At 58.5% G+C, this 18,737-nt stretch carries 13 protein-coding genes and 1 other annotated feature; of the genes, 4 read left to right on the forward strand and 9 right to left on the reverse strand.

Going from position 1 to position 18,737, the window contains the following annotated elements; genetic code table 11:
• Positions 1-486: 486 nt before the first annotated feature.
• The 7 genes from ETC00_RS16960 to ETC00_RS16990 all read right to left on the reverse strand — a co-directional run bounded on the left by ETC00_RS16960 (position 487) and on the right by ETC00_RS16990 (position 9,105).
• Positions 487-684, reverse strand: a complete 198-nt coding sequence (locus ETC00_RS16960; protein WP_171567313.1) for a hypothetical protein — start codon at positions 682-684, stop codon at positions 487-489.
• Positions 685-691: 7 nt separating this feature from the next.
• Entirely contained in the window at positions 692-3,271 is a 2,580-nt protein-coding gene (locus ETC00_RS16965) for a septation ring formation regulator EzrA (protein WP_171567314.1), read from the reverse strand.
• Between the two features lie 49 nt (positions 3,272-3,320).
• Complete coding sequence (gene refZ / locus ETC00_RS16970) at positions 3,321-3,929, reverse strand: forespore capture DNA-binding protein RefZ (RefSeq protein WP_171567315.1); 609 nt, start codon at positions 3,927-3,929, stop codon at positions 3,321-3,323.
• Positions 3,930-4,195: 266 nt separating this feature from the next.
• Positions 4,196-5,071 carry a hypothetical protein gene (locus ETC00_RS16975; RefSeq protein ID WP_171567316.1) on the reverse strand — a complete coding sequence of 292 codons (876 nt, stop codon included), beginning with the start codon at positions 5,069-5,071 and terminating at the stop codon, positions 4,196-4,198.
• Between the two features lie 65 nt (positions 5,072-5,136).
• Complete coding sequence (locus tag ETC00_RS16980) at positions 5,137-6,132, reverse strand: MBL fold metallo-hydrolase (RefSeq protein ID WP_171567317.1); 996 nt, start codon at positions 6,130-6,132, stop codon at positions 5,137-5,139.
• 109 nt (positions 6,133-6,241) lie between these two features.
• Positions 6,242-8,497 (reverse strand): GGDEF domain-containing protein, encoded by a 2,256-nt coding sequence (locus tag ETC00_RS16985; RefSeq protein WP_230077265.1) that lies wholly within the window; start codon positions 8,495-8,497, stop codon positions 6,242-6,244.
• Between the two features lie 26 nt (positions 8,498-8,523).
• Complete coding sequence (locus tag ETC00_RS16990; RefSeq protein ID WP_171567318.1) at positions 8,524-9,105, reverse strand: histidine phosphatase family protein; 582 nt, start codon at positions 9,103-9,105, stop codon at positions 8,524-8,526.
• A 208-nt stretch (positions 9,106-9,313) separates the two neighbouring features.
• Between ETC00_RS16990 and ETC00_RS16995 the strand changes: the two genes are divergently transcribed.
• The gene (locus ETC00_RS16995; RefSeq protein ID WP_171567319.1) at positions 9,314-11,584 is read left to right on the forward strand and encodes an S-layer homology domain-containing protein; all 2,271 of its coding nucleotides are present in this window, start codon (positions 9,314-9,316) and stop codon (positions 11,582-11,584) included.
• A 317-nt stretch (positions 11,585-11,901) separates the two neighbouring features.
• On the forward strand, positions 11,902-12,498 hold the full coding sequence (gene rpsD / locus ETC00_RS17000) for a 30S ribosomal protein S4 (RefSeq protein WP_171567320.1): 597 nt from the start codon (positions 11,902-11,904) through the stop codon (positions 12,496-12,498).
• A gap of 93 nt (positions 12,499-12,591) precedes the next feature.
• On the opposite strand, the gene ETC00_RS17005 is transcribed toward rpsD, so the two are convergent.
• Both ETC00_RS17005 and tyrS read right to left on the reverse strand, forming a co-directional pair.
• Positions 12,592-13,050 (reverse strand): DinB family protein, encoded by a 459-nt coding sequence (locus tag ETC00_RS17005; RefSeq protein ID WP_171567321.1) that lies wholly within the window; start codon positions 13,048-13,050, stop codon positions 12,592-12,594.
• 200 nt (positions 13,051-13,250) lie between these two features.
• On the reverse strand, positions 13,251-14,522 hold the full coding sequence (gene tyrS, locus ETC00_RS17010; protein WP_171567322.1) for a tyrosine--tRNA ligase: 1,272 nt from the start codon (positions 14,520-14,522) through the stop codon (positions 13,251-13,253).
• A gap of 59 nt (positions 14,523-14,581) precedes the next feature.
• Positions 14,582-14,799, reverse strand: a binding site (T-box leader).
• 120 nt (positions 14,800-14,919) lie between these two features.
• Here tyrS and ETC00_RS17015 point away from each other — a divergent pair.
• Together ETC00_RS17015 and ETC00_RS17020 are read left to right on the forward strand one after the other, a co-directional pair.
• The gene (locus tag ETC00_RS17015) at positions 14,920-17,991 is read left to right on the forward strand and encodes a transglycosylase domain-containing protein (RefSeq protein WP_171567323.1); all 3,072 of its coding nucleotides are present in this window, start codon (positions 14,920-14,922) and stop codon (positions 17,989-17,991) included.
• 81 nt (positions 17,992-18,072) lie between these two features.
• Positions 18,073-18,705, forward strand: coding sequence for an N-acetyltransferase (locus tag ETC00_RS17020; protein WP_171567324.1), 633 nt, complete (start codon positions 18,073-18,075; stop codon positions 18,703-18,705).
• Positions 18,706-18,737 lie beyond the last annotated feature (32 nt).

Here is an 18,737-nt window from a genome sequence, read left to right on the forward strand (position 1 = left end):
CCATGTACCTGCCCAATTTACTGCTGCACTCCTTGGCTGTATGGGGCTTCACCTTGTTCGGCAGGCTCGCCCGAGTACAACAGCCTCAAATTGGGTTCGTGTACCTCAGGTCAGGACTTTGCCGCCGGCTTCCTTCAGATTCCGCCTCACGGCGGACACCCTTGCCTTAAGCTAACGGTTGGTACAGCCAACCCCCGTTCGGGACTTTCACCCTATAGCTACCGCCCATGCCGGGCGCACCGAAAAAAACCTCTTCGTATTTGTACGAAGAGGTTTGGTTTGAGAAAAAATGGGAACACTATGAAACAGGTACTCTTTTCGTTGGAAAAGAGTCAGCTGAACCCCTACTCCCCCTAGTTTCGGGGTTCTCACACCTCTACTCCCTTTATCTTCCTACACGGGGCGTCGATGAAACAGGCGGCGCTCCCTTTTTTTGCCTTCCAGTCTTATATCCCCGCGTCCGCCATTGTCTGCCAACGGCACTCCCTACATGGTCAGCCGGTACAGGTAGGCCAGCGCTGTCAAGATGAAGGCGAATCCCAGGAGAAAAAAGGTATTGGCCCGCTGCCTGACACGCTGCTCGTCGCCGTTGAAGTGGGCGAGCAGGCGGGCACGCCAGCGTTTGGTGCGGGGCTGCCACATCAGCAGCAGGCCGACAGCGAAGAGAAACAGGGGCAGCATCATCTGCGCTTCACCCCTTTTTCTTGCGCCGCAAGAGCCAGCCTTTTTCCGGCTCCTCGGATGCCCCTTCCACGATCAGGCGGGCCGACTCTGCAAGTTGGTACGCCTCGTCAAACGCCAGATGGCGAAACGCTTGTTCCGCTTTGGTCAGCATGTCATCCACCTGCCGGTTTTGACGGCGGTAGCGGTTGGCGTACTGGATCGCTCCTTCTGCCTTTTGGCAGGTGGCGATCGTCAGCTCCGCCAGATGCTCCGTCTCCAGCAGCAGTTCGTTGGCTTCATTGATCAAAATGGACACTTCGTCCAGGTCGTAGCGGTACTGCTCCATCATTGCCTTGATCCGCGTGAGGATCTGCACCACGTCTTCAAACAGGAATTTCAACCGGGACGGAATGCCCGGCAGGTAGCTCCGCTTGATCTCCTGACGAAGCCGCACCAGCGTGCTGGAGATTCGCTCCAACTCGTCGAGGGCGTCGTCCTCCGTCTCGATGACCAGCCGCTCCGGTTCCGGATGTTGCTCCTGTTTCGCCTCTGCCTGCGCTTCGTGGCCTTTGGGGATCACCAGTTCATATTCTGCGTCCTCCTGGTCCGGCACCTCTTCCACGTGGCTGACAGCCATGCGTTCTTCGGCGTGGACCGGCGGTTTTTTACCGGGACGGGCAGCCGGCGAGTCAAACAGCCATTCCCGCTCCGCCTGGGTCAGCGCCTCTTGTGACGCCGCCGCGGGGGCGACAGCGCCGTCTTCCGGTCCGGTTTCCAAACGCTCCGACGCTGCAGCAGTCCGTTCCTCATTTTCTCCTGTCAAGACATGGCCGGCAGCCCCCTGTGCGGCGGCTTCCGCTGTGGCTGCTCCCGACAAGGCCGCTGCTGCTGGTGGGGTTGCAGCGGCTGCTGGTGCGGTTTTAGCGTTTTCTGATGCAGTTTCAGCGGCCCCTGATGCGGAAACAGCCGCCGCAGCAACAGCTCCCGCTGCCGCATCGGCAAGCGCTGCTGCAGGTGCAGCCGCCCGATCTGCCGCCGCCGGCTTGATCGGCATCTCGTCAGCAGCGTTTTCTCCGATGATTCCATTTGACTCTCCGCCAGCCTGCTCCCCTGCCCTGGGTTCTGCTGCGGAGAGGGATGCTGCTGCCTCCCGTTGGCTCAGGACCATGTTCTCGATGTTCTGGTACGTGGTGTCAATCAGCACGTCAAACGCTTTTACATGGGTCTCCACCATGTCCAGGCTTCCCTCTTCCAATGCCGACTTCGCCGCATTGATCAGCTGCTTGGCCTGCATCAGGGAGCCTTCCAGCGGGTCGCGGTTCAGATCGTACCCGTCACCCGTCGCCTGGATGATGCCTTCCTCCAACTGCCTGAACTCTTCCGGCATCTCCTTCAACACGCGTCCGACCAACGCCGGTATCCGCTCCAGGTCGCTGGTCAGCTTGCCCAGCAGCTGTTGCGCCTTCAGCGTGATGTCATAGGCCAGCACGTCGTCGCCGTCCGTGCGCGCTTCCTTGATCTTGGCGCGCATCATTTCCACGTCATCCAGCGCCGTCTTCAATTCGTGAAAGGACAGCCCGTACTCCAGACGCAGGTCGGACAGTCGCCGTTCCACCTGCTCCATCTGCTTGCCGATTTCCGGAATGGCCAGCTTGCTTTCCTTTTTCGTGGCGATCACCTGGGTGGTGTCCGTCTTCAATGCGTCCAATTCCTGCTCGATGGAACCGAGCATCTCCCGCGCTTCCTCCAGCAGGCCGAGCGCCATTTGGAAGCGGAAGCGGTCGCACGCCTCCTCCGCGTCCAGAATCATCATCTCCACATCGGGGATGCGGATGCGCAGCAGGTTTTCCTTCCGGTCGGCCAGGTGCATGAACCGCTCCTCCGTCTTGCCGCGGGAACGGCGCATCTGCTTGTCCACCTCAATGACGTTGATTTTTTCCACCAGTTGGTCCTTCCACTCCTCCACCGCATCCACCTGGGCAAAAATGGCGCGGCGGCGGATCATCGCGTACACCAGCGCAGCGGAGAGAGCGGCAAAGACTGCGCCAATCCCGTACAGCCACCAAGGCAGACCCGAGTCCGATTGTTTCTGCTGCTGGGCAGTGTCTGGAGAACCTGCGGCCGCGCCCGGCTTGTTCTTCAACCCTTCCAATTCTCCCTTGACTTCCGACAAAAACGCCTGGATTCCCTGCAGGTATTGTTTGTCCACGCGGAACGGTTCATAGTAGGCCTCCGCTTTTTCGTGCAGCAGCTCAGGAGTGGCCCCTTTTGCCGCCAGGGCCGGTCCTGCATGTACCCCAAGCTCCTGGGTGTTGATGTCAAGCACGACCATCAGGGTGTCCTCGGGCAGGTTGTAGTTGTCGTACAGCTTTTTCGCGTATTCGTCGGGCGTTTGCGCTTCCGGTTGGGTGCTTTCGACCACCACCACCTTGTAATTGCCGCCGAGCTGCTTGATTGCTTCGGCAGCGCTCTCCCGTTCGTTCTTTTTCAGATAACCGTCGGCGTCTTGAATCACTTCGTCCGTTTTGTCCGGAAACGGCACAGCCATTGCCGGATTCGCATATAAGAGCATGCCTGCCAGACAGAGCAGGACCCAATTTCTTTTCACGGTCATGACAACCCCTTAATGTAAAAATTCTCAAGAATCACGAGCCGGCTTATCCGCGGGCCGGTAGCAGCCACGCTTCCAGATAGCGCATGACGGAGACGAGCAGCCAATCCGCAAACTCCTCCGAAGCCGGCTCCAGATAGTAGACTTCCCGCACCGATTGCGGCTGCAAAAACGGGTAAATGAGCTGGCTGGCCGTGGCCAGTGCGATGCGATCCACCGGCACGACGCGAAACTCTCCCGCAGCAATTCCTTCTTCGATCACGTTGGCGATGCCGTGCTTCCAGCGGCTCAGGTACAGCGTCATCACTTCCCGCGCCAGCATCGACTCCACGCTCAATTCACGCTGAATCAGCCGAGTGATCGGCGCGTGCTCCCGCTGAAACGACAGGTAGAGGCGAATCACCCGCTCCAGCCGTTCCATGGCAGGAAGTCCGCTGTCTTCTTTTTCCCGTATATCCAGCTGGCGAAACAGCGTTTCAAAATACGAGGCGATCAGCGTCTCCAGCACGCCCTGCTTTCCCCGGAAGTGGTAGGAAATGAGCGCGACGTTCACCCGCGCTTCTTCCGCGATCTGACGCACGGACGTGCCGTGGTAGCCGTGTATGTCAAACAGCTTGGCCGCTGCCGACAGAATGCGCAGCTTGGTCTGATCCATTCGCCATTCCCCTCTCCAGTTCCGGCCATTGAAAATCCGAACCGGGCAGCAAGGCTGCTCAGGCACATGCCTTTTGTGCAGACCATTCGCCAACAAATAGACAGTCCTGTAGATAGTTCGACAAAGTTTTCCAGAGTTCCTCCTGCCAATTCTGGGCAATTACGCGAAAACGTCTCGACAGCGCAAGGTCGGCGGCTGCTGTGACGCCCCGCGCAAAAAGGCGCTCACACACCGCACCTGCGGCACGCGAACGCCTGCTTTCATTTTTACTTTGATGTTTTCTCCGCGCTCGTCGGGTTCGGCAGCGGCTGCACTTGTCCGTAGTTCTGCAGAAATGTCTCCACCCGGGTGTGTTCCAGTACCCGTTGGTTGTTGGCGTCGTACTCGGAGCGAATGGACATCACCAGGCTGGTGGGCAGCATGGTGGTCTTGTTGTAATACACGGTGTACTCCGCCTCCAGCTCCATCTGGTCAATCATCTCGTCGACGTTTGTCTCCGCCGCCTGGATGGACACTCCCTGCCGGAGTGCTCGCCACGCACCGTCGGACAGCGTCATCGCCAGCTTGAGCCGCGGCTGATGGGCAGACTGGACATGCAGGCCGGCCTGCTGCTTCATTTGTTCTGCCAGCCAATTTTTCAGCTTCGTCGAGTCCAGCAGCACCCGCACCGCTTCGATGTCATCTGCCGTATTGCGGTCGGTCAACGGCAGCACGCTCTTTTTCATCTCGTCCATCTGGCGAAAGGCAAAGACCGGGTCCCAGTTGTTCAGCTCCTGGCGAAACGACCCGTCGAGTCCCGCGCTCTTCCATTCCCGGTCGCTCTCCTGCTTGACGAACAGCCGCTCTTGCCTGGACAAAAGCGACAGGGTTTGGACCCGCTTTTGTTCGGGCTGTGACAGCTTTACGTTCATCAAGATGCCTTCCTTATGCTTCCGTCCGGAGAAACTGACGACGTTTGCGTTGGCGGTGTCCCCGGTCAACAGCTTGGTCTGTCCGTAAAACGCAAATGACTCCTGCTCGGCAAAACGGTCGCGAACCTGGTCATAGGCGGCTTGCGCGTTTGGCCTGTCTCCCATCGTATTGCAGCCTGCCAGCACAGCGCACAGCAGGGGCAAGAAAACGAAGTGCAACGCTTTGCGCATGTTCGTCCCTCCTCCTCGTCGCCATTAGGGTATCCGAGGAAGAAAAGGCTTATTCTGCTGGCGGGTCAAAGGGAATAGTAGAGCACGCCGTCTTTCTCCCTGATCTCCACCTGGTGCAGAATCGCCAACAGGTCGATGTGGCCCAGTGTTTCCGAGAGTGTGAGCGGCAGTTCTTTTTCATACAGCGTTGGAAACAAGAGCGCATTCAGCTCGTAGGCCGTCTTTTCACCGTCAGCCAGGAACCGGCGGAGCATGTCCGTCCGCTCCCAGTTTTTCTGCAATCGCGCCAGAATCAGCTCGCGGTGATTGGTGACCGGCTCGCCGTGCCCGGGCAGCACCAGGTCGATCTCCATGTCGGCGCACATCTGAAGCGCCGTCCGGTACTGCACCAGAGTCAGCGGTCTGGCCCGCGACTGATCGCGGGGCGGCTCGACAAAGGCATTGGAAGAGATGTGTTTGATGATGTGATCCCCGGCGATCATGACGCGATCAGCCGCCCGGTACAGGGAAAGATGGCTCTGCGAGTGGCCCGGGGTGTAGAGAACCTGCCACCCGGACAGATGGGGCGCCGTCTGTTCGTGCTTTAGCAAGCCGTCGATGCGGCTTTTTTGGGAAAATGTCATCATCAGCTGGTGAAACTTGCGGATGAGGGAGAGTTTCTCCTCGGGCACGCCGCTCTCCCGATAGAGCTCGTGGAAAAACCGATCGTGAAAATCGAGAAACGGTTCGTGCCACTCCACGTACGGGACGGAGAGCGGATGGGCGTAGATGCGCGCTCCCGACGACTCACGGACACGTTCCAACAACCCGCAGTGGTCGACGTGATGGTGGGTCAAAATCACCTGTTCGATCGCATCCACCGGGTAACCGAGCTCATCCAGTCCGTCCGTCAGCGCCTGCCAGGCCTCTTCGGTCAGCGGTCCGGCATCCACCAGCGTCAGCCGTTCGCCCTCCACCAGATAGACGTTGACCGCGCCGACGGAAAAGGGAGTGGGAATCATAATCCGGTACACCCCATTCGCTACTTGTTCAGCCATTCGCTTGTGCTTGTCAGTGCTCATTCGCCATTCCCCCGTCCTGTCTGTGTTTGTGAATCCTGGAAAAGCTGGTGCGTTCCTGTCGGCGAAGCCAATTTTATCGGCAGAAAAAGCAAAGAGCCTCGTTTGGCTCCTACGCGAGAATCACCTGGTTTCTGCCTTTGTGTTTCGCCTCGTACAAGGCGACGTCTGCCTGGTGGAACAGCTCTTCCACGCTGTACTGCGGCTGCTGATCCCGGCACCATGCGGCCAGGCCGCAGGAGATGGTGACCTGCGGAATCGTTTCCGCCTGCACAAGGGAGCGGATGCGCTCGGCGATGCCATGGGCGGTCGCCTTGTCCACACGCGGCAGGTAGATCGCCAGTTCCTCGCCACCCCAGCGGGCCGCAATATCCGATTCACGAATGTTTCGTCGAATCAGGTCGGACACCTGCAGCAGGACTTCATCGCCCACCTGATGCCCGTACGTGTCGTTTACCGTTTTAAAATAATCGATATCTATCAAGAGGAGCGAACCGTGGCTGTCTTTCTCCAATGAAGTCCGCACGCAGTCGTTCAGGTGGCGCCGGGTGTAAAGTCCGGTCAAGTTGTCGGTGATCACCATCCGCTCCACTTCGTTGTGCAGCATGGCGTTGGTCATGGCCAGGCTCACGTGCTGCCCGAAGATCTCCAGCAGTTTATAATCGTCAAAACCAAAAAAATGATGGCGGGAATCCGCAACGAGCAGCACGCCTCCCAGCTCTCCTTCCACCACCAGCGGCACTCCCATCAGCGATGCGCAGGGCATCAGGGAAAAGGGCAGCGGTTTGGCACCGGGCTGTGCGAGCATGAGCACCTGTTTGCCGGCCACGGCATCCGCCAACGGTTTTTCCGAGGCCGACACCAGCTGTCCGTGACACGCGGGCAGCGATGACGAGATGACTTCAAAGCGGTCGTCGTCCGGCCGTTTGCGCAGGATGGCGACAAATTCAGCCGAGAAGGTCTCCAGGAGCTTCTTTGTCACAAAGTCGAGGATTTCCTTCAGATTCAGGCTGCGGTTCAGCTGCCGGGCCATTTCGTTGATCAGACGCAGCTCGCGGATCAAGTTGCGCGACTGCTGGTAGAGCTGGGCGTTTTCAAAGGCTTTCCCCGCTGTCTCCGCCAGGATGGAGATGTACTCCGTCTCCTGCCGTCCCGGCGCTGCCTGCCGTTCTGCCGTCAGCTGCAGCACCCCGTAAATGCCCTGTTTGCCCAACAGCGGGGCGGCGATCACGGCCATCGGGATGCCGTCGTGCTCTTCGTAATCGACGACCAGCCTTCCCTCCAGGTACGCCTGCGTGCTGGTGGACGCGTCATCGTCCTGAAAGGAGAGGGGTTTGACGGGTGTGGTGGCGTTGGTTTCCACGGTCAAGAACAGTTCGACAAAGGCCGTCGGAAAGAGCTTTCGGATGCTGGTCACGATCTCGTTCAGCACGTCTTCCACGTCGATCGAGGCCTGAATCCTGGTCATCAACTGATACAAGAGATCCTTTTGCGTGGCCTCACGGCGCAGCGCATCGGCGACCATGGTCCGCCACAAGGCGTAGCTCGCCTTTTCCCCCACTTCCTGCAGGAAGGCGACATCCCGCTCATCGTACACGCAATCCGGCTCATCAGGCGCAAGGTGCAGAAACAGCGCGTACAGCGGCCTGTTTTCGCAGGAGATGGGAAAGACGACGGTGCGCTGCTCGTCCCACACGGACGGCGTGATAACCCGATCGCCCAGTCGGGCCGCCACCTGTCTGATGTGGCAGTCCCCCTCGCCCGCCGGCTCGCTGGTGGCCAGCTCCCGGCTGTTCAGCGTTCCGGCTTCCGTCAGCTTGACGGCAGAGCAGTACCCTTTCTCCACGATGTCCGCGATCTGCCGCACCAAGCTGGCCAGCAGGTCCTGTGTATTGTCATGTCTGGCCAGGTTCATCACGATTTCGCTGGTGGCGTGCTGAATGTAGGCATCGTATCCCATCCGGAGCAACGGTTCCAGCCCACGCATGAAGGAACAAAAATCGAAGTCTACCTCGTTGTGGGGGGCCAGCATGCCGATAACGGCACGGGCACGCCCGTCGCGTTCGCACAGCGGAAACGCGCCCCAGACCAGGGGACCGCTGTCCGCCACACATACCGTGATCTCTCCCGTACGCAGGGCGCGGGATACGGGAGAACGGGCATCACCGCAAAGCGAGCTGCCCTTTCGCAGGTCAAGTCCGTTGGGATTCCAGGTTTGGCCGCCTTGCATCCTGATAACTTTGAGCAAACAGCCGACGGAATCTGTCAAGTAAAGAATGCCTGGACGCTTTTCCGGCCAGGATTGCAGAATAAAGTGGGCCATGTAGGAAAAGACCGTCTCCAACTTCCCCAACTTTTTGCTTGACACGAGATATTCCCTCTCTCAGCGTATTCTCATTTTTCCAAATGGTCAGTATCATTGACCTGCAGCACTTCCCAACTCTGTCCGGTGTAGCGGAACACGTTGACTGCCGTATTGTCGATCCGCGTTACACCCGTCCCCTGCTCGCCATTGGTCACGTAGTGCAAAAAGCAATTAATAAAGCCTCCGTGGGATACGACAACAATCTCTTCGCCCGGATGGTCTGCCGCCAATCCGGTCAACGTCGTCACAGCTCGCTGTTGCATTCCCTCGAAGGTCTCAATTCCGCATGCCGCTTCATCTTGGTGGGCAAATCGTTCCCTGATTTCTTCGTACGTCAATCCTTCCCACTGACCGTAGCACCGCTCCCTGAGCGCATCCAAGGCGGAAACGGAAACACCGGCGTTCTCCGCAATCTGGCGGGCTGTCTGCATCGCCCGGCTGAGATCGCTGGAGTAGACGGCACGGATGGTCTTGCCGCGAAACCGGGCAGCCACCTGCCGAGCCTGGCGCAATCCTGCTTCGTTCAGCGCCACGTCACTGTGGCCCTGAATGCGGCGCGCAAGGTTCCAATCCGTTTCACCGTGGCGAATCAAGTAGACGATTGTATCCAAGTTGATTACTCCTCCCGTGATTCTGGTGCTGGTCTTTTTTCATTATATAAGATGAATGTTTGCAATTCCATATAGATTACGACACATTTGGGACAAAATTCCCATTTTTCCTCCCGCCTCCATTTTCTCCCCCCGCGTGAAACGAGCGCGCCAATTCTCTCGTCAGAGAAGGTGTACGCGTGATTTTGACACCGAGGAGGAATTGTACATGAAACCATGGATCATCCGATCGGGATCCGTCGTGCTGAGCGCTGTCCTGTTGGCGCCTGCCGCCCAGGCTTACGCCGCGCAGCTGCTGCCGGCCGAAGCTCCCGTCCAGGCCACACCGATCAGCGCCCCGGCAGGCAATCAGCTGACCGACGCCGCCAGCAAAGCCAAACTCTCCAAGGAGGCAGCGCTGAATATCGCCAAAAAACTGGTTCCGCAGGGACTGGAGCTGGAAAACGTGTCGTTCCGTTCTGCCGACATCTGGCGTACGTTTCCGGAATGGACGTTTATCTGGGTGAAAAAAGACCAGAACGAGATTGCGTACTCCTATACTGTCAGCATCCACGCCGACAGCGGGGAGCTGACCGGCTATTCCCACTACCAGCAACATCCGTCCAAACCCGCCTATGCAGACCGCGTGTCGTATGCCGAGGCACAGAAGGCGGCGGAGCAGTTCCTCGCCCGTCACAACCCGGCCAAAGCGAAAGCGACCCGTCTGTATACGCGGGATCTGCCAGTGCCCAAAACGCCGCTTGATTCCAATACCTCCTACACATTCCGGTTTGTCCGCCTGGTGGATGACGTGCCGTTCCCCGACAACAGCGTGGAGATCACCGTCAACGCTGCCGGTACAGTCACCGGTTACACGCTGAGTTGGAGTGACGGCGTCCGCTTTGAAAAGCCGCAACGGATGCTGTCGCCCGAGGAAGCTGCCGCGCTGTTCAAGCAGCACGCCAAGGCAAAGCTCTCCTACGTGCTTCCCTGGGATGCGCGGGGGGAGGAGCGAAACAAGCCGATTCTGGCATATGAGAACCCGTTCACCTTTTACCTGGACGCAAAAAACGGTACGCCTTTGACGGACTCGCTCGAGCCGCTCAAACCTGAGGCGGAGACATCACCCGCAAGCAGCAAGCGCCTGTCCCCGCGCCATACGGGCAGTGCGCTCACCCAGGAAGCTGCCGTGCAGTTGGCAGAACGGACGTTTGATCTCTCCGGATACAAACTGCGTGCTGCCTCCTACAACGAAAAGGACTCCAACGGCAGCCGGCCGGTCTGGAACCTGGAATACCAAACAAAGAACGCCAACGGCCAAAGCTATGTCTATATCGCCATGGACGCGCTCAACGGAGACGTGTACCACTTCAGCAAGAACAACCAGCTGCCGGAGCCTAAAAAGGACGCGGCCAAAAAAGCAGACGCAAACAGCTTGAAGAAAAAAGCAGCGGAAGTGATCCGCTCCTGGACGCCGACCTGGGCCGACCGGCTCTATGTGACGGAAACAACAGAACTGAAACCGGACGCCGAGCGGTACGAGGTGCGGTTCCAGCGGCTGGTCAACGGCATTCCCGCTGCCACCGGCTCAGCCAGCGTCTCATTTGATGCTGCCACCGGCGAAGTGCTCACCTACAACACGCATTTTGGGTCCGAGACCTATCCGTCCCAGGTACCGAAGCACCGCTCCGCCGCGGAAGCATTGGCAGCCTGGGAGAAGGAAACGGAAGTGGAAGCGGTCTACATGCTCGAGCCCTTGCCGGATGACGCGGTCGCTTTCCGCGCTGAAAAAGCCGTTACGCTGCCGGAACGCAAGGCAAAGCTGGTGTATCGGGCCGCAGTGACGCCGCTGGATCAGCCGTACGTCTATGACGCTGTCAGCGGCGACTGGCGCAGCCTGTCGACGGGCAAGCCGATCCAGCTGCATCGTCCCGCCCCTGCCGACCTGAAGGGGCACCCAGCCGAGAAAGCGCTGATGCTGATGTACGAGTACGAGGCGCTCTCCCTGATCGACGGCAACATCATGCCGGAGCGCAGCATTACCCGCGGGGAAATGATCCAGATGCTGATGCTCAGCCTCAATCAAGGACGGGTACTGCCCGTGGCCGCCGGACGAAAAGCGAGTTTCAGCGACGTCGCCAGCACGTCCAAATACTTCGCCGCTGTCGAAGCCGCAGTCGATCGCGGCCTGCTGGACAAAAACTCCCCGTCGCTGAAGCCGGATGAGACGATCACACGGGAAGAACTGGCGGACATGATCGTCCGCGCCCTGGGATACCGCAAACTGTCGGAACACGCTGAGATGTTCGCGACGAAGCTGACCGACATCGACCAATCCACCCACCGCGGCGCCATCGTGATCGTGTCGACGCTGGGCATTATGACGCCCGCCAAAGGGGAGTTCCAGCCGAAGGGCAGCGTCTCCCGGGCTGATGCTGCCGTCGCGTTTGCCCGTTTCCTGGAAAAACGCAGCGAGCTGGAAGAGAACCGCACGTTTTAACCGGCTTAACTGGCAGCTGCACCAGCAGCCAAAAACGCAGCCGGGGCGGACCCCATGAGGCCGCCCCGTTACATTTTCCTTGACTTTGCGCGCTCCAAGACTATAATATTGGATGTATGTGTACAGGGTAGCATTGATTGCAGGTAAAAACGGAAGTGTCACCCTCTCTTAGTTTCATCCCTTTACAGGCTGCGGCTGAACTACCTGTGAGGAGCACGATGCGGAAACGCTACCGTCCGAAGTTCGTGTAGGTAAAGATGGAACTAGCCTTCCGGAAGTAAACACCTGTGAATCCCATTTTAAAGGAGAATGAAAACATGGCACGTTACACTGGTCCACGTCACAAACTGGCTCGTCGTCTGGGCATCTCCCTGGATGGCACTGGCAAAGACATCAAACGGAATTACCCGCCTGGCCAACACGGCCACAGCCGCCGCAAACTGAGCGAGTACGGCATCCAGCTGCAAGAAAAACAAAAACTGCGCCACATGTTCGGCGTGAGCGAAAAGCAATTCCGCCGCACGTTCGAGCAAGCTACCAAAATGCACGGCGTTGTTGGCGAAAACTTCATGAAACTGCTGGAGTCCCGTCTGGACAACGTGGTATACCGCATGGGCTTCGCGCCGACTCGTCCGGCTGCGCGCCAACTGGTTAACCACGGTCACTTCCTGGTAAACGGCAAAAAAGTGAACATTCCTTCCTACCGCGTACAACCGGGCGACGTGATCAGCGTTCGCGAGAAGTCCCGCAACCTGCAAATCATTAAAGATTCGCTGGAAGCGCGCAACTTCCTGCCGAACTACATCACGTTCAACGACAACGCAATGGAAGGTACGTTCAACCGTCTGCCGGACCGCGAAGAAATGCCGGCGGAAATCAACGAAAAACTGATCGTCGAGTTCTACAGCCGTTAATCTTTGATAGAGAAAAAGAAGTCGGGTTATCCCGACTTCTTTTTTTTGCCAAAAGCAAGTACCTGCTCCCATCCGGCTTGCTCATCGGGTCCGTCAGCTCATCGCCGCTTTGACCCGCTCGATCTGCCTGAGGTGATCGCGGATGTGGTCGACGTACTTTTGCAGCAGCTGGGCAAATGTCATGGGGCCGGCTTCCGAGTGAATGCCCACCCGCTGCCAGTCGTCTTCCGTCAGTCTGGACAGGACAGGCAAAAAGCTTTCCCGCAGAAACTTGAACAGCAGCAGGTATTGCCCGGCGTCCAGTTCATGGTAGCGTAATTGGGCAGCCCATTTGTCCTGGTCAAAGGCGGTCAGCAGCGGCCGATCCTCAGCCAGAACCGTTTTAAACCGATGAAGCCCGACAATCTCTGAGTCAGTCACATGCACGATGATTTCGTGGATGCTCCATTTGCCAGGTGCCGGCCGAAAGCGCATCTGCTCCTCGCTCAAGCCGTCGATGGACGCCCGCAGCAGTTCGTATCCCTGTGCGTATTCGTGTATCAGTTCTTTCATCCTTCCACTCCCTCCATGAACAAGCGTTACACTCATTGTAAAGAAAGGACGAAATATTTACAAAACAAACCCGATCTCTTGCCTGCAGCCGACGCAGACGCCAACAGCACGATCCCCGTCAACAGGACAAGATGCCTTGCCTCCCATAATAAAAAGCAGTCCGCTCGGAAAAATTCCGCACGGACCGCTTTTTGCCTTGTCTACACCAGTTTCACCTTTGCAAACTTCCGCTTGCCCACCTGGACGACCATGCCGTCCGCAAGCGGCACGCTTTGATTAATGTCGGCCACTTTCTCCTCGTTTACCTTGACCGCTCCCTGCTGCACCATGCGGCGGCCCTCCCCCTTGGAGTCGACCAGCTTCAGGTCAAACACGAGGTTGACAATGTTGGCCTCGCCGTTTTCGTACGCTGCCAGATTCAGCTCCACTTCCGGCAGATCGGTCGGCAGGGCGCGCTGCTGGAAGACGGTTTTGAAGTAGGTCTCCGCCTCTTCAGCCGCCTCCTCGCCGTGGAACATGCGCACAAAGGTTTTCGCCAGCCGCATCTTGGCATCACGCGGGTGCACGCTGCCGTCGGCAAGGCCGTTCTTCAACGCTTCCAGTTCCTCGCTGGAGATGTCGGTCGCCAGTTCGTAGTAGCGGAGCATCAGCTCGTCCGGCACGGACATCGCCTTGCCGTATATTTCGTTCGGCGCTTCGTTGACTCCGATGTAGTTGCCCAGACTCTTGGACATCTTCTGCACGCCGTCCAGCCCTTCCAAGAGCGGCATGGTGAGGATCACCTGCTGCTCCTGGCCGTACTCTCTCTGCAGGTGGCGCCCCATCAGCAGATTGAACTTCTGATCGGTGCCGCCCAGTTCCACGTCGCTTTGCAGCGCCACCGAATCGTAGCCCTGCATCAACGGGTAGAAGAATTCATGCAGCGAGATGGCCTGGCCGCTGTTGAAGCGCTTCTCGAAATCGTCCCGTTCCATCATCCGGGCCACCGTGGTCCGGGCCGCCAGCTGCACCACGTCGGCAAACGTCAGCGGCGCCAGCCAACTGGAGTTGTAGTGCACTTCCACGCGGCTGGCGTCCAGCACCTTGCCAAACTGCTCCACGTAGCTTTTCGCATTCTCCTTCACCTGTTCCTCGGTCAACTGCTTGCGCGTCTCCGACTTGCCCGTCGGGTCGCCGATGCGGCCGGTGAAGTCGCCGATGACCAACTGCACGGTGTGGCCCAGTTCCTGGAACTGACGCAGCTTTTGCAGCACGACCGTATGGCCGACGTGAATGTCGGGAGCGGACGGGTCCAGTCCCAGCTTCACTTTCAGCGGACGGCCGGTCGCGACGAAACGCTCCAGCTTGCGGCGCAGCTCCTCCTCGGGAATAATCTCCACAGCACCTCGGCGAATCACCGACAGCTGGCGTTCCACTTCCTGCTTCTGCGCTTCTGTCAGCGCGTATGTCTCATTTGTCTGTTCGACACTCATCCCAGTACAGCTCCTTTTCTTTGATCCATACTTGCATAAAATAAAAAAACCCGCCCCAATTTAGGGACGAGTCTGCACCCGCGGTACCACCCTAGTTGAAAAGATGCGCACGGCATCCTTTCCGCTCATCGCACAGGATAACGGTCTGCTCCGTCCGGATTGTCCGGAAGGCTCCCGGTGTGTACTTCGCGATGTGGAAGGGGCTGGTTTGCACCGAACACCAGCTCTCTGACAACTCCGCTTGTCACTCGCTACTGTCACCGTTCGACGCCACGGTCTTCTGTAAACACGTATACTGTTATTGTTGCACAGCGGCTATTTCATGTCAACGGCGCGCTTCTATCCTCCCGATCCCGCCTATGGTATAATCAGGATAACACTAGGGGGTCGTAGAACTATGTCGAACAAGCACTCTTCTTCCTCTGAACCAGCCAAGCGCAAGCGCCGCCGCGGCCGCAGGCGGACGATCCTGCTGCTGGTCAAGGGTCTGCTATTGATGGGGCTGTTGGGCGTCATTCTGGCCGGAGGTGTTGTGTTAGGCTACGTTGCTGCGCTCGTCAAGGACGAGCCTGTGCGCAGCCGGGAAGAACTGCAGCAGAAAATCTTCACCAATTACCTCACCGGCTTCGCCTTTTACAACGACGGTTCGCTAATCGGACAGCTCCGCGCGTCTGAAGGGGACCGGCGCCTGGTGAGAAAATCGGAAGTCTCTCCGTATCTGATCAACGCCATCATCGCCACCGAAGACAAATACTTCTTTCAGCACAAGGGTATCGTGATCCAGTCGACGCTGCGCGGCGCCTTGCAGGACTTGACCAACCAGCCTGTCGTCACCGGCGGCAGCACGCTGACCCAGCAACTGGTGAAAAATACCATCCTCTCGCATGAAGTGAGCCACATGCGCAAGGCGCGGGAAATCTTCAACGCGATGCGTATCGAGCGGATGTTTTCCAAGGACCAGATTCTCGAAGCCTACATGAACGAGATCTACCTCGGGAAAAATGCCAACGGCTCCAATGTCTACGGCGTCCAAGCAGCGGCCAAGGGCATTTTCAACAAGGACGTGAAAGACCTCGACCTGGCGGAGGCCTCCTATCTGGCGGGGATGATTCAAAACCCTGGGGCGTACTCGCCGTTTAACAACGAAGGATACAAACGCGGAAAGGATCGCCAGAAGATGGTGCTGGACCGGATGATGGAAAACGGGTACATCACCCAGGCTCAGTACGATGAAGCACTGGCGTCCGATCTGAAGTCGCGGCTGGCCAAACCGGCGAAGCAGGCGTACCGGGAAGTGCCGTTCCTGATGATGGAAATCGAGGAGCGGGCCGCCCGCGCGCTCGTCGACGCCGAATTAAAGGAAAAAGGGCGGGACAAGTCCAGCGTCGAGCGCAACGAGTACCGCCAACTGATCGAAGAGAAGCGCCGCGACATCCTGCGCAACGGCTACAAGGTGTACACCACGATCAACAAGGACGTCAACACGATCATGCAGGCCGTGGCCCAGGACCCGAAAAACTTCGGAAAAAACGCGACGTACACGATTCGCCGCGCCAACGGCAAGACGGAAAAAATCGAGAACGCCCTGGAAGAAGTCGGGGCCATGCTGATTCACAACAAAACCGGCGCCATCCTCGGCATGATCGGCGGACGGGATTTCAACGTGGAACAGACCAACCACGCCACCGTTCCCCGTCAGCCGGGTTCGGCCATGAAGCCGCTGGCTGCCTATGCGCCCGCGTTTGAACTGGGACTGCTGCAGCCCGGTTCGCCGATCGACGATTCGCCCGTGCTGCTGGCAGACGGGAAAACCGGCTCCCACCTGCCGATGAACTGGAACAACAAGTTTCACGGTATCATGAGCGCCCGCGAAGCGCTGCGGATGTCCTGGAACATCCCGGCGATCAAGACGTACCTGAAGGTGGGCATCCCGAAAGCGCTGGATTACGTGAAAAAAATGGGCGTCACCACCTTGGTCGACAGCGACAATTACGCCGCCACAGGGGTGATCGGCGGGCTGGCGTACGGATTGACGGTGGAGGAAATCACCAACGCCTACGCCACCTTTGCCAATCGCGGGTCATTTGTGGACGCCTACCTGATCGAGCGGATCGAGGACAGCCAGGGCAGGGTCATCTATCGGCACGAAGCAAAGCCGGTACAGGTGTACAGCGAGCAGACCGCCTACCTGATCACCGACGTGCTCCGATCGGTGGTCAACGCCGGCACCGGGACCCACATCCGTCAGTACGTTCCGCGCAAGGTGGACATCGCCGGCAAGACGGGGACGACCAACAACAACAACGACTTGTGGTTCGTCGGTTACACTCCCGAACTTTCCATGGGCGTCTGGATTGGGTTCGATGAGCCACATCCCATTCCTGACCGGGACAAGAACGTGCCGATGGCCGTGTGGGGCAAGATCATGAAGCAGATTATCGACAAACACCCCGACTTGTCGCCGCCCGACAAGACCTTTGCCAAACCGGCCGGCATCGTCACCGCCACCGTAGACAGCAAGTCCGGACTTTTGCCGAGCGAACTGTCCAAACAAGCGGGCCATCTGATCACGGATCTGTTCAACCAGAAGTACCTGCCGACGAAAACGGATGACTCGCATCAGAAAGCACGCGTCATCCTCTACAACGGCGAGCGCTACCTGGCCAAGGAAGGAACGCCGGACGACTTTGTGTCAGAGGGCATCTTCTTCCGCTCACCGGACCCGCTGCCCGACAGCGAGCAGCTCGCCAAAGACAAAAAGGCCAACGTCAAGCCGCTTGATTGGGAGCAGCGCCTCCCCGAAAAGGAAGATCCCAGGACCGAGGTGGCCGGCGCTCCCGCCGCTCCGACCAACGTCACCGCCGTCCAGTCCGGCAAGCAAGTGACACTTTCGTGGAAGTCGGGCGGCGAAGCGGACCTGATCGGCTACCGGATTTACCGCGCCAACGGGTCAAACGGCTTCGTCCGCGTCGCCACGGTGAAAGACCCGGCCGTGCTCAGCTATACGGATGCGTCGGCAAACGGCGGACGATACTACGTCACTGCCGTGGACATCACAGGCCAGGAGTCGGCGCCGTCAGCGGCAGTCTCTGCCGGAAATTCCACAGGCACGTGGGAGGTCCCAACCGCCCCCGGCCAAACGGAATCGCCGCTCCCGGAGCCAAACGACCCCGGCATCGGAAACGGCGGAGACCCAATCGCCATGCCGCCCAGCGCGCCCAAGTCTTTGACGCTGACAAAAGTTCAGGGCGGCTGGAAACTGCAGTGGAAGCGCAACAGCACAAACGAACAGGTCATCGCGTACAACGTCTACTTCAGCCCGGACCCGGCAACCGGATACCTGCTCCTGGAGTCGGTGACCGGCACCAGCTATGTGCACATGAGCGAAGACAACAGCGGCACGTATTACATCACTGCCGTCAACAGTTTCGGAGAATCGCCGCAATCGAACAGCGTTGCCGCCCACTAAACGACGTATGATAGGGATAGAGAGGTGAACAAGAGATGGTTTTGCTGCCATCTCTTGTTTTCTAAACCAGGAGGTGCGTCAATGAAGCACGTCAAGCGCTATCATTCACAGCAGCTCGTCGCCGGCGGAAAGCGGCTGCTGGTGGAGGGGCCCGTCGAACCGGAACGTCTCGCCTCCCTCCGCTTGGACGAAGGGCTCAAGGCGTTTCGCATCCCCGAAGAGCAGCACAAGGCCCTCGTGGAAATTGCCGCCCTGCCGGAGGGACGGATCATCGTAGCCCGGGAAGCGGACCTGGTGCTGGGCTACGTCACGTTTCTCTATCCCGACCCGCTTGAGCGCTGGTCGCAGGCCCAACTCCCCGACCTGCTCGAGCTGGGGGCAATCGAAGTAAGCCAGGCCGTCCGGGGCGGCAGTGTCGCCAAGACGATGCTGCAGGTGGCCTTTATGGACGACGCGATGGAAGACTATATTGTCATCACGACGGAATATTACTGGCATTGGGACCTGAAAGGAACAGGGCTGGATGTGTGGCAGTACCGAAAAGTGATGGAAAAGGTAATGGGCAGCGTCGGCATGGTCTGGATGGCGACGGACGATCCGGAAATCTGCTCCCATCCGGCCAACTGCCTGATGGCCCGAATCGGCAGTCGGGTCCCGCCGGAGAGCATTGCTGCTTTTGACGCCATGCGCTTTCAACACCGCTATTTCTATTAGGAGTATTTGGAGCGCCAGGAAAAAGGGGGAGT

It is taken from the genome of Brevibacillus sp. MCWH, from assembly GCF_013096935.1.
GTDB lineage: Bacteria > Bacillota > Bacilli > Brevibacillales > Brevibacillaceae > Brevibacillus > Brevibacillus aydinogluensis.

Coding starts and splice junctions, on each gene's coding strand:
- ETC00_RS16960 (WP_171567313.1), bottom strand. CDS start 684: ATGATGCTGCCCCTGTTTCTCTTCGCTGTCGGCCTGCTGCTGATGTGG.
- refZ (WP_171567315.1), bottom strand. CDS start 3,929: ATGGATCAGACCAAGCTGCGCATTCTGTCGGCAGCGGCCAAGCTGTTT.
- ETC00_RS16975 (WP_171567316.1), bottom strand. CDS start 5,071: ATGCGCAAAGCGTTGCACTTCGTTTTCTTGCCCCTGCTGTGCGCTGTG.
- ETC00_RS16980 (WP_171567317.1), bottom strand. CDS start 6,132: ATGAGCACTGACAAGCACAAGCGAATGGCTGAACAAGTAGCGAATGGG.
- ETC00_RS16995 (WP_171567319.1), top strand. CDS start 9,314: ATGAAACCATGGATCATCCGATCGGGATCCGTCGTGCTGAGCGCTGTC.
- rpsD (WP_171567320.1), top strand. CDS start 11,902: ATGGCACGTTACACTGGTCCACGTCACAAACTGGCTCGTCGTCTGGGC.
- ETC00_RS17005 (WP_171567321.1), bottom strand. CDS start 13,050: ATGAAAGAACTGATACACGAATACGCACAGGGATACGAACTGCTGCGG.
- tyrS (WP_171567322.1), bottom strand. CDS start 14,522: ATGAGTGTCGAACAGACAAATGAGACATACGCGCTGACAGAAGCGCAG.
- ETC00_RS17015 (WP_171567323.1), top strand. CDS start 14,920: ATGTCGAACAAGCACTCTTCTTCCTCTGAACCAGCCAAGCGCAAGCGC.
- ETC00_RS17020 (WP_171567324.1), top strand. CDS start 18,073: ATGAAGCACGTCAAGCGCTATCATTCACAGCAGCTCGTCGCCGGCGGA.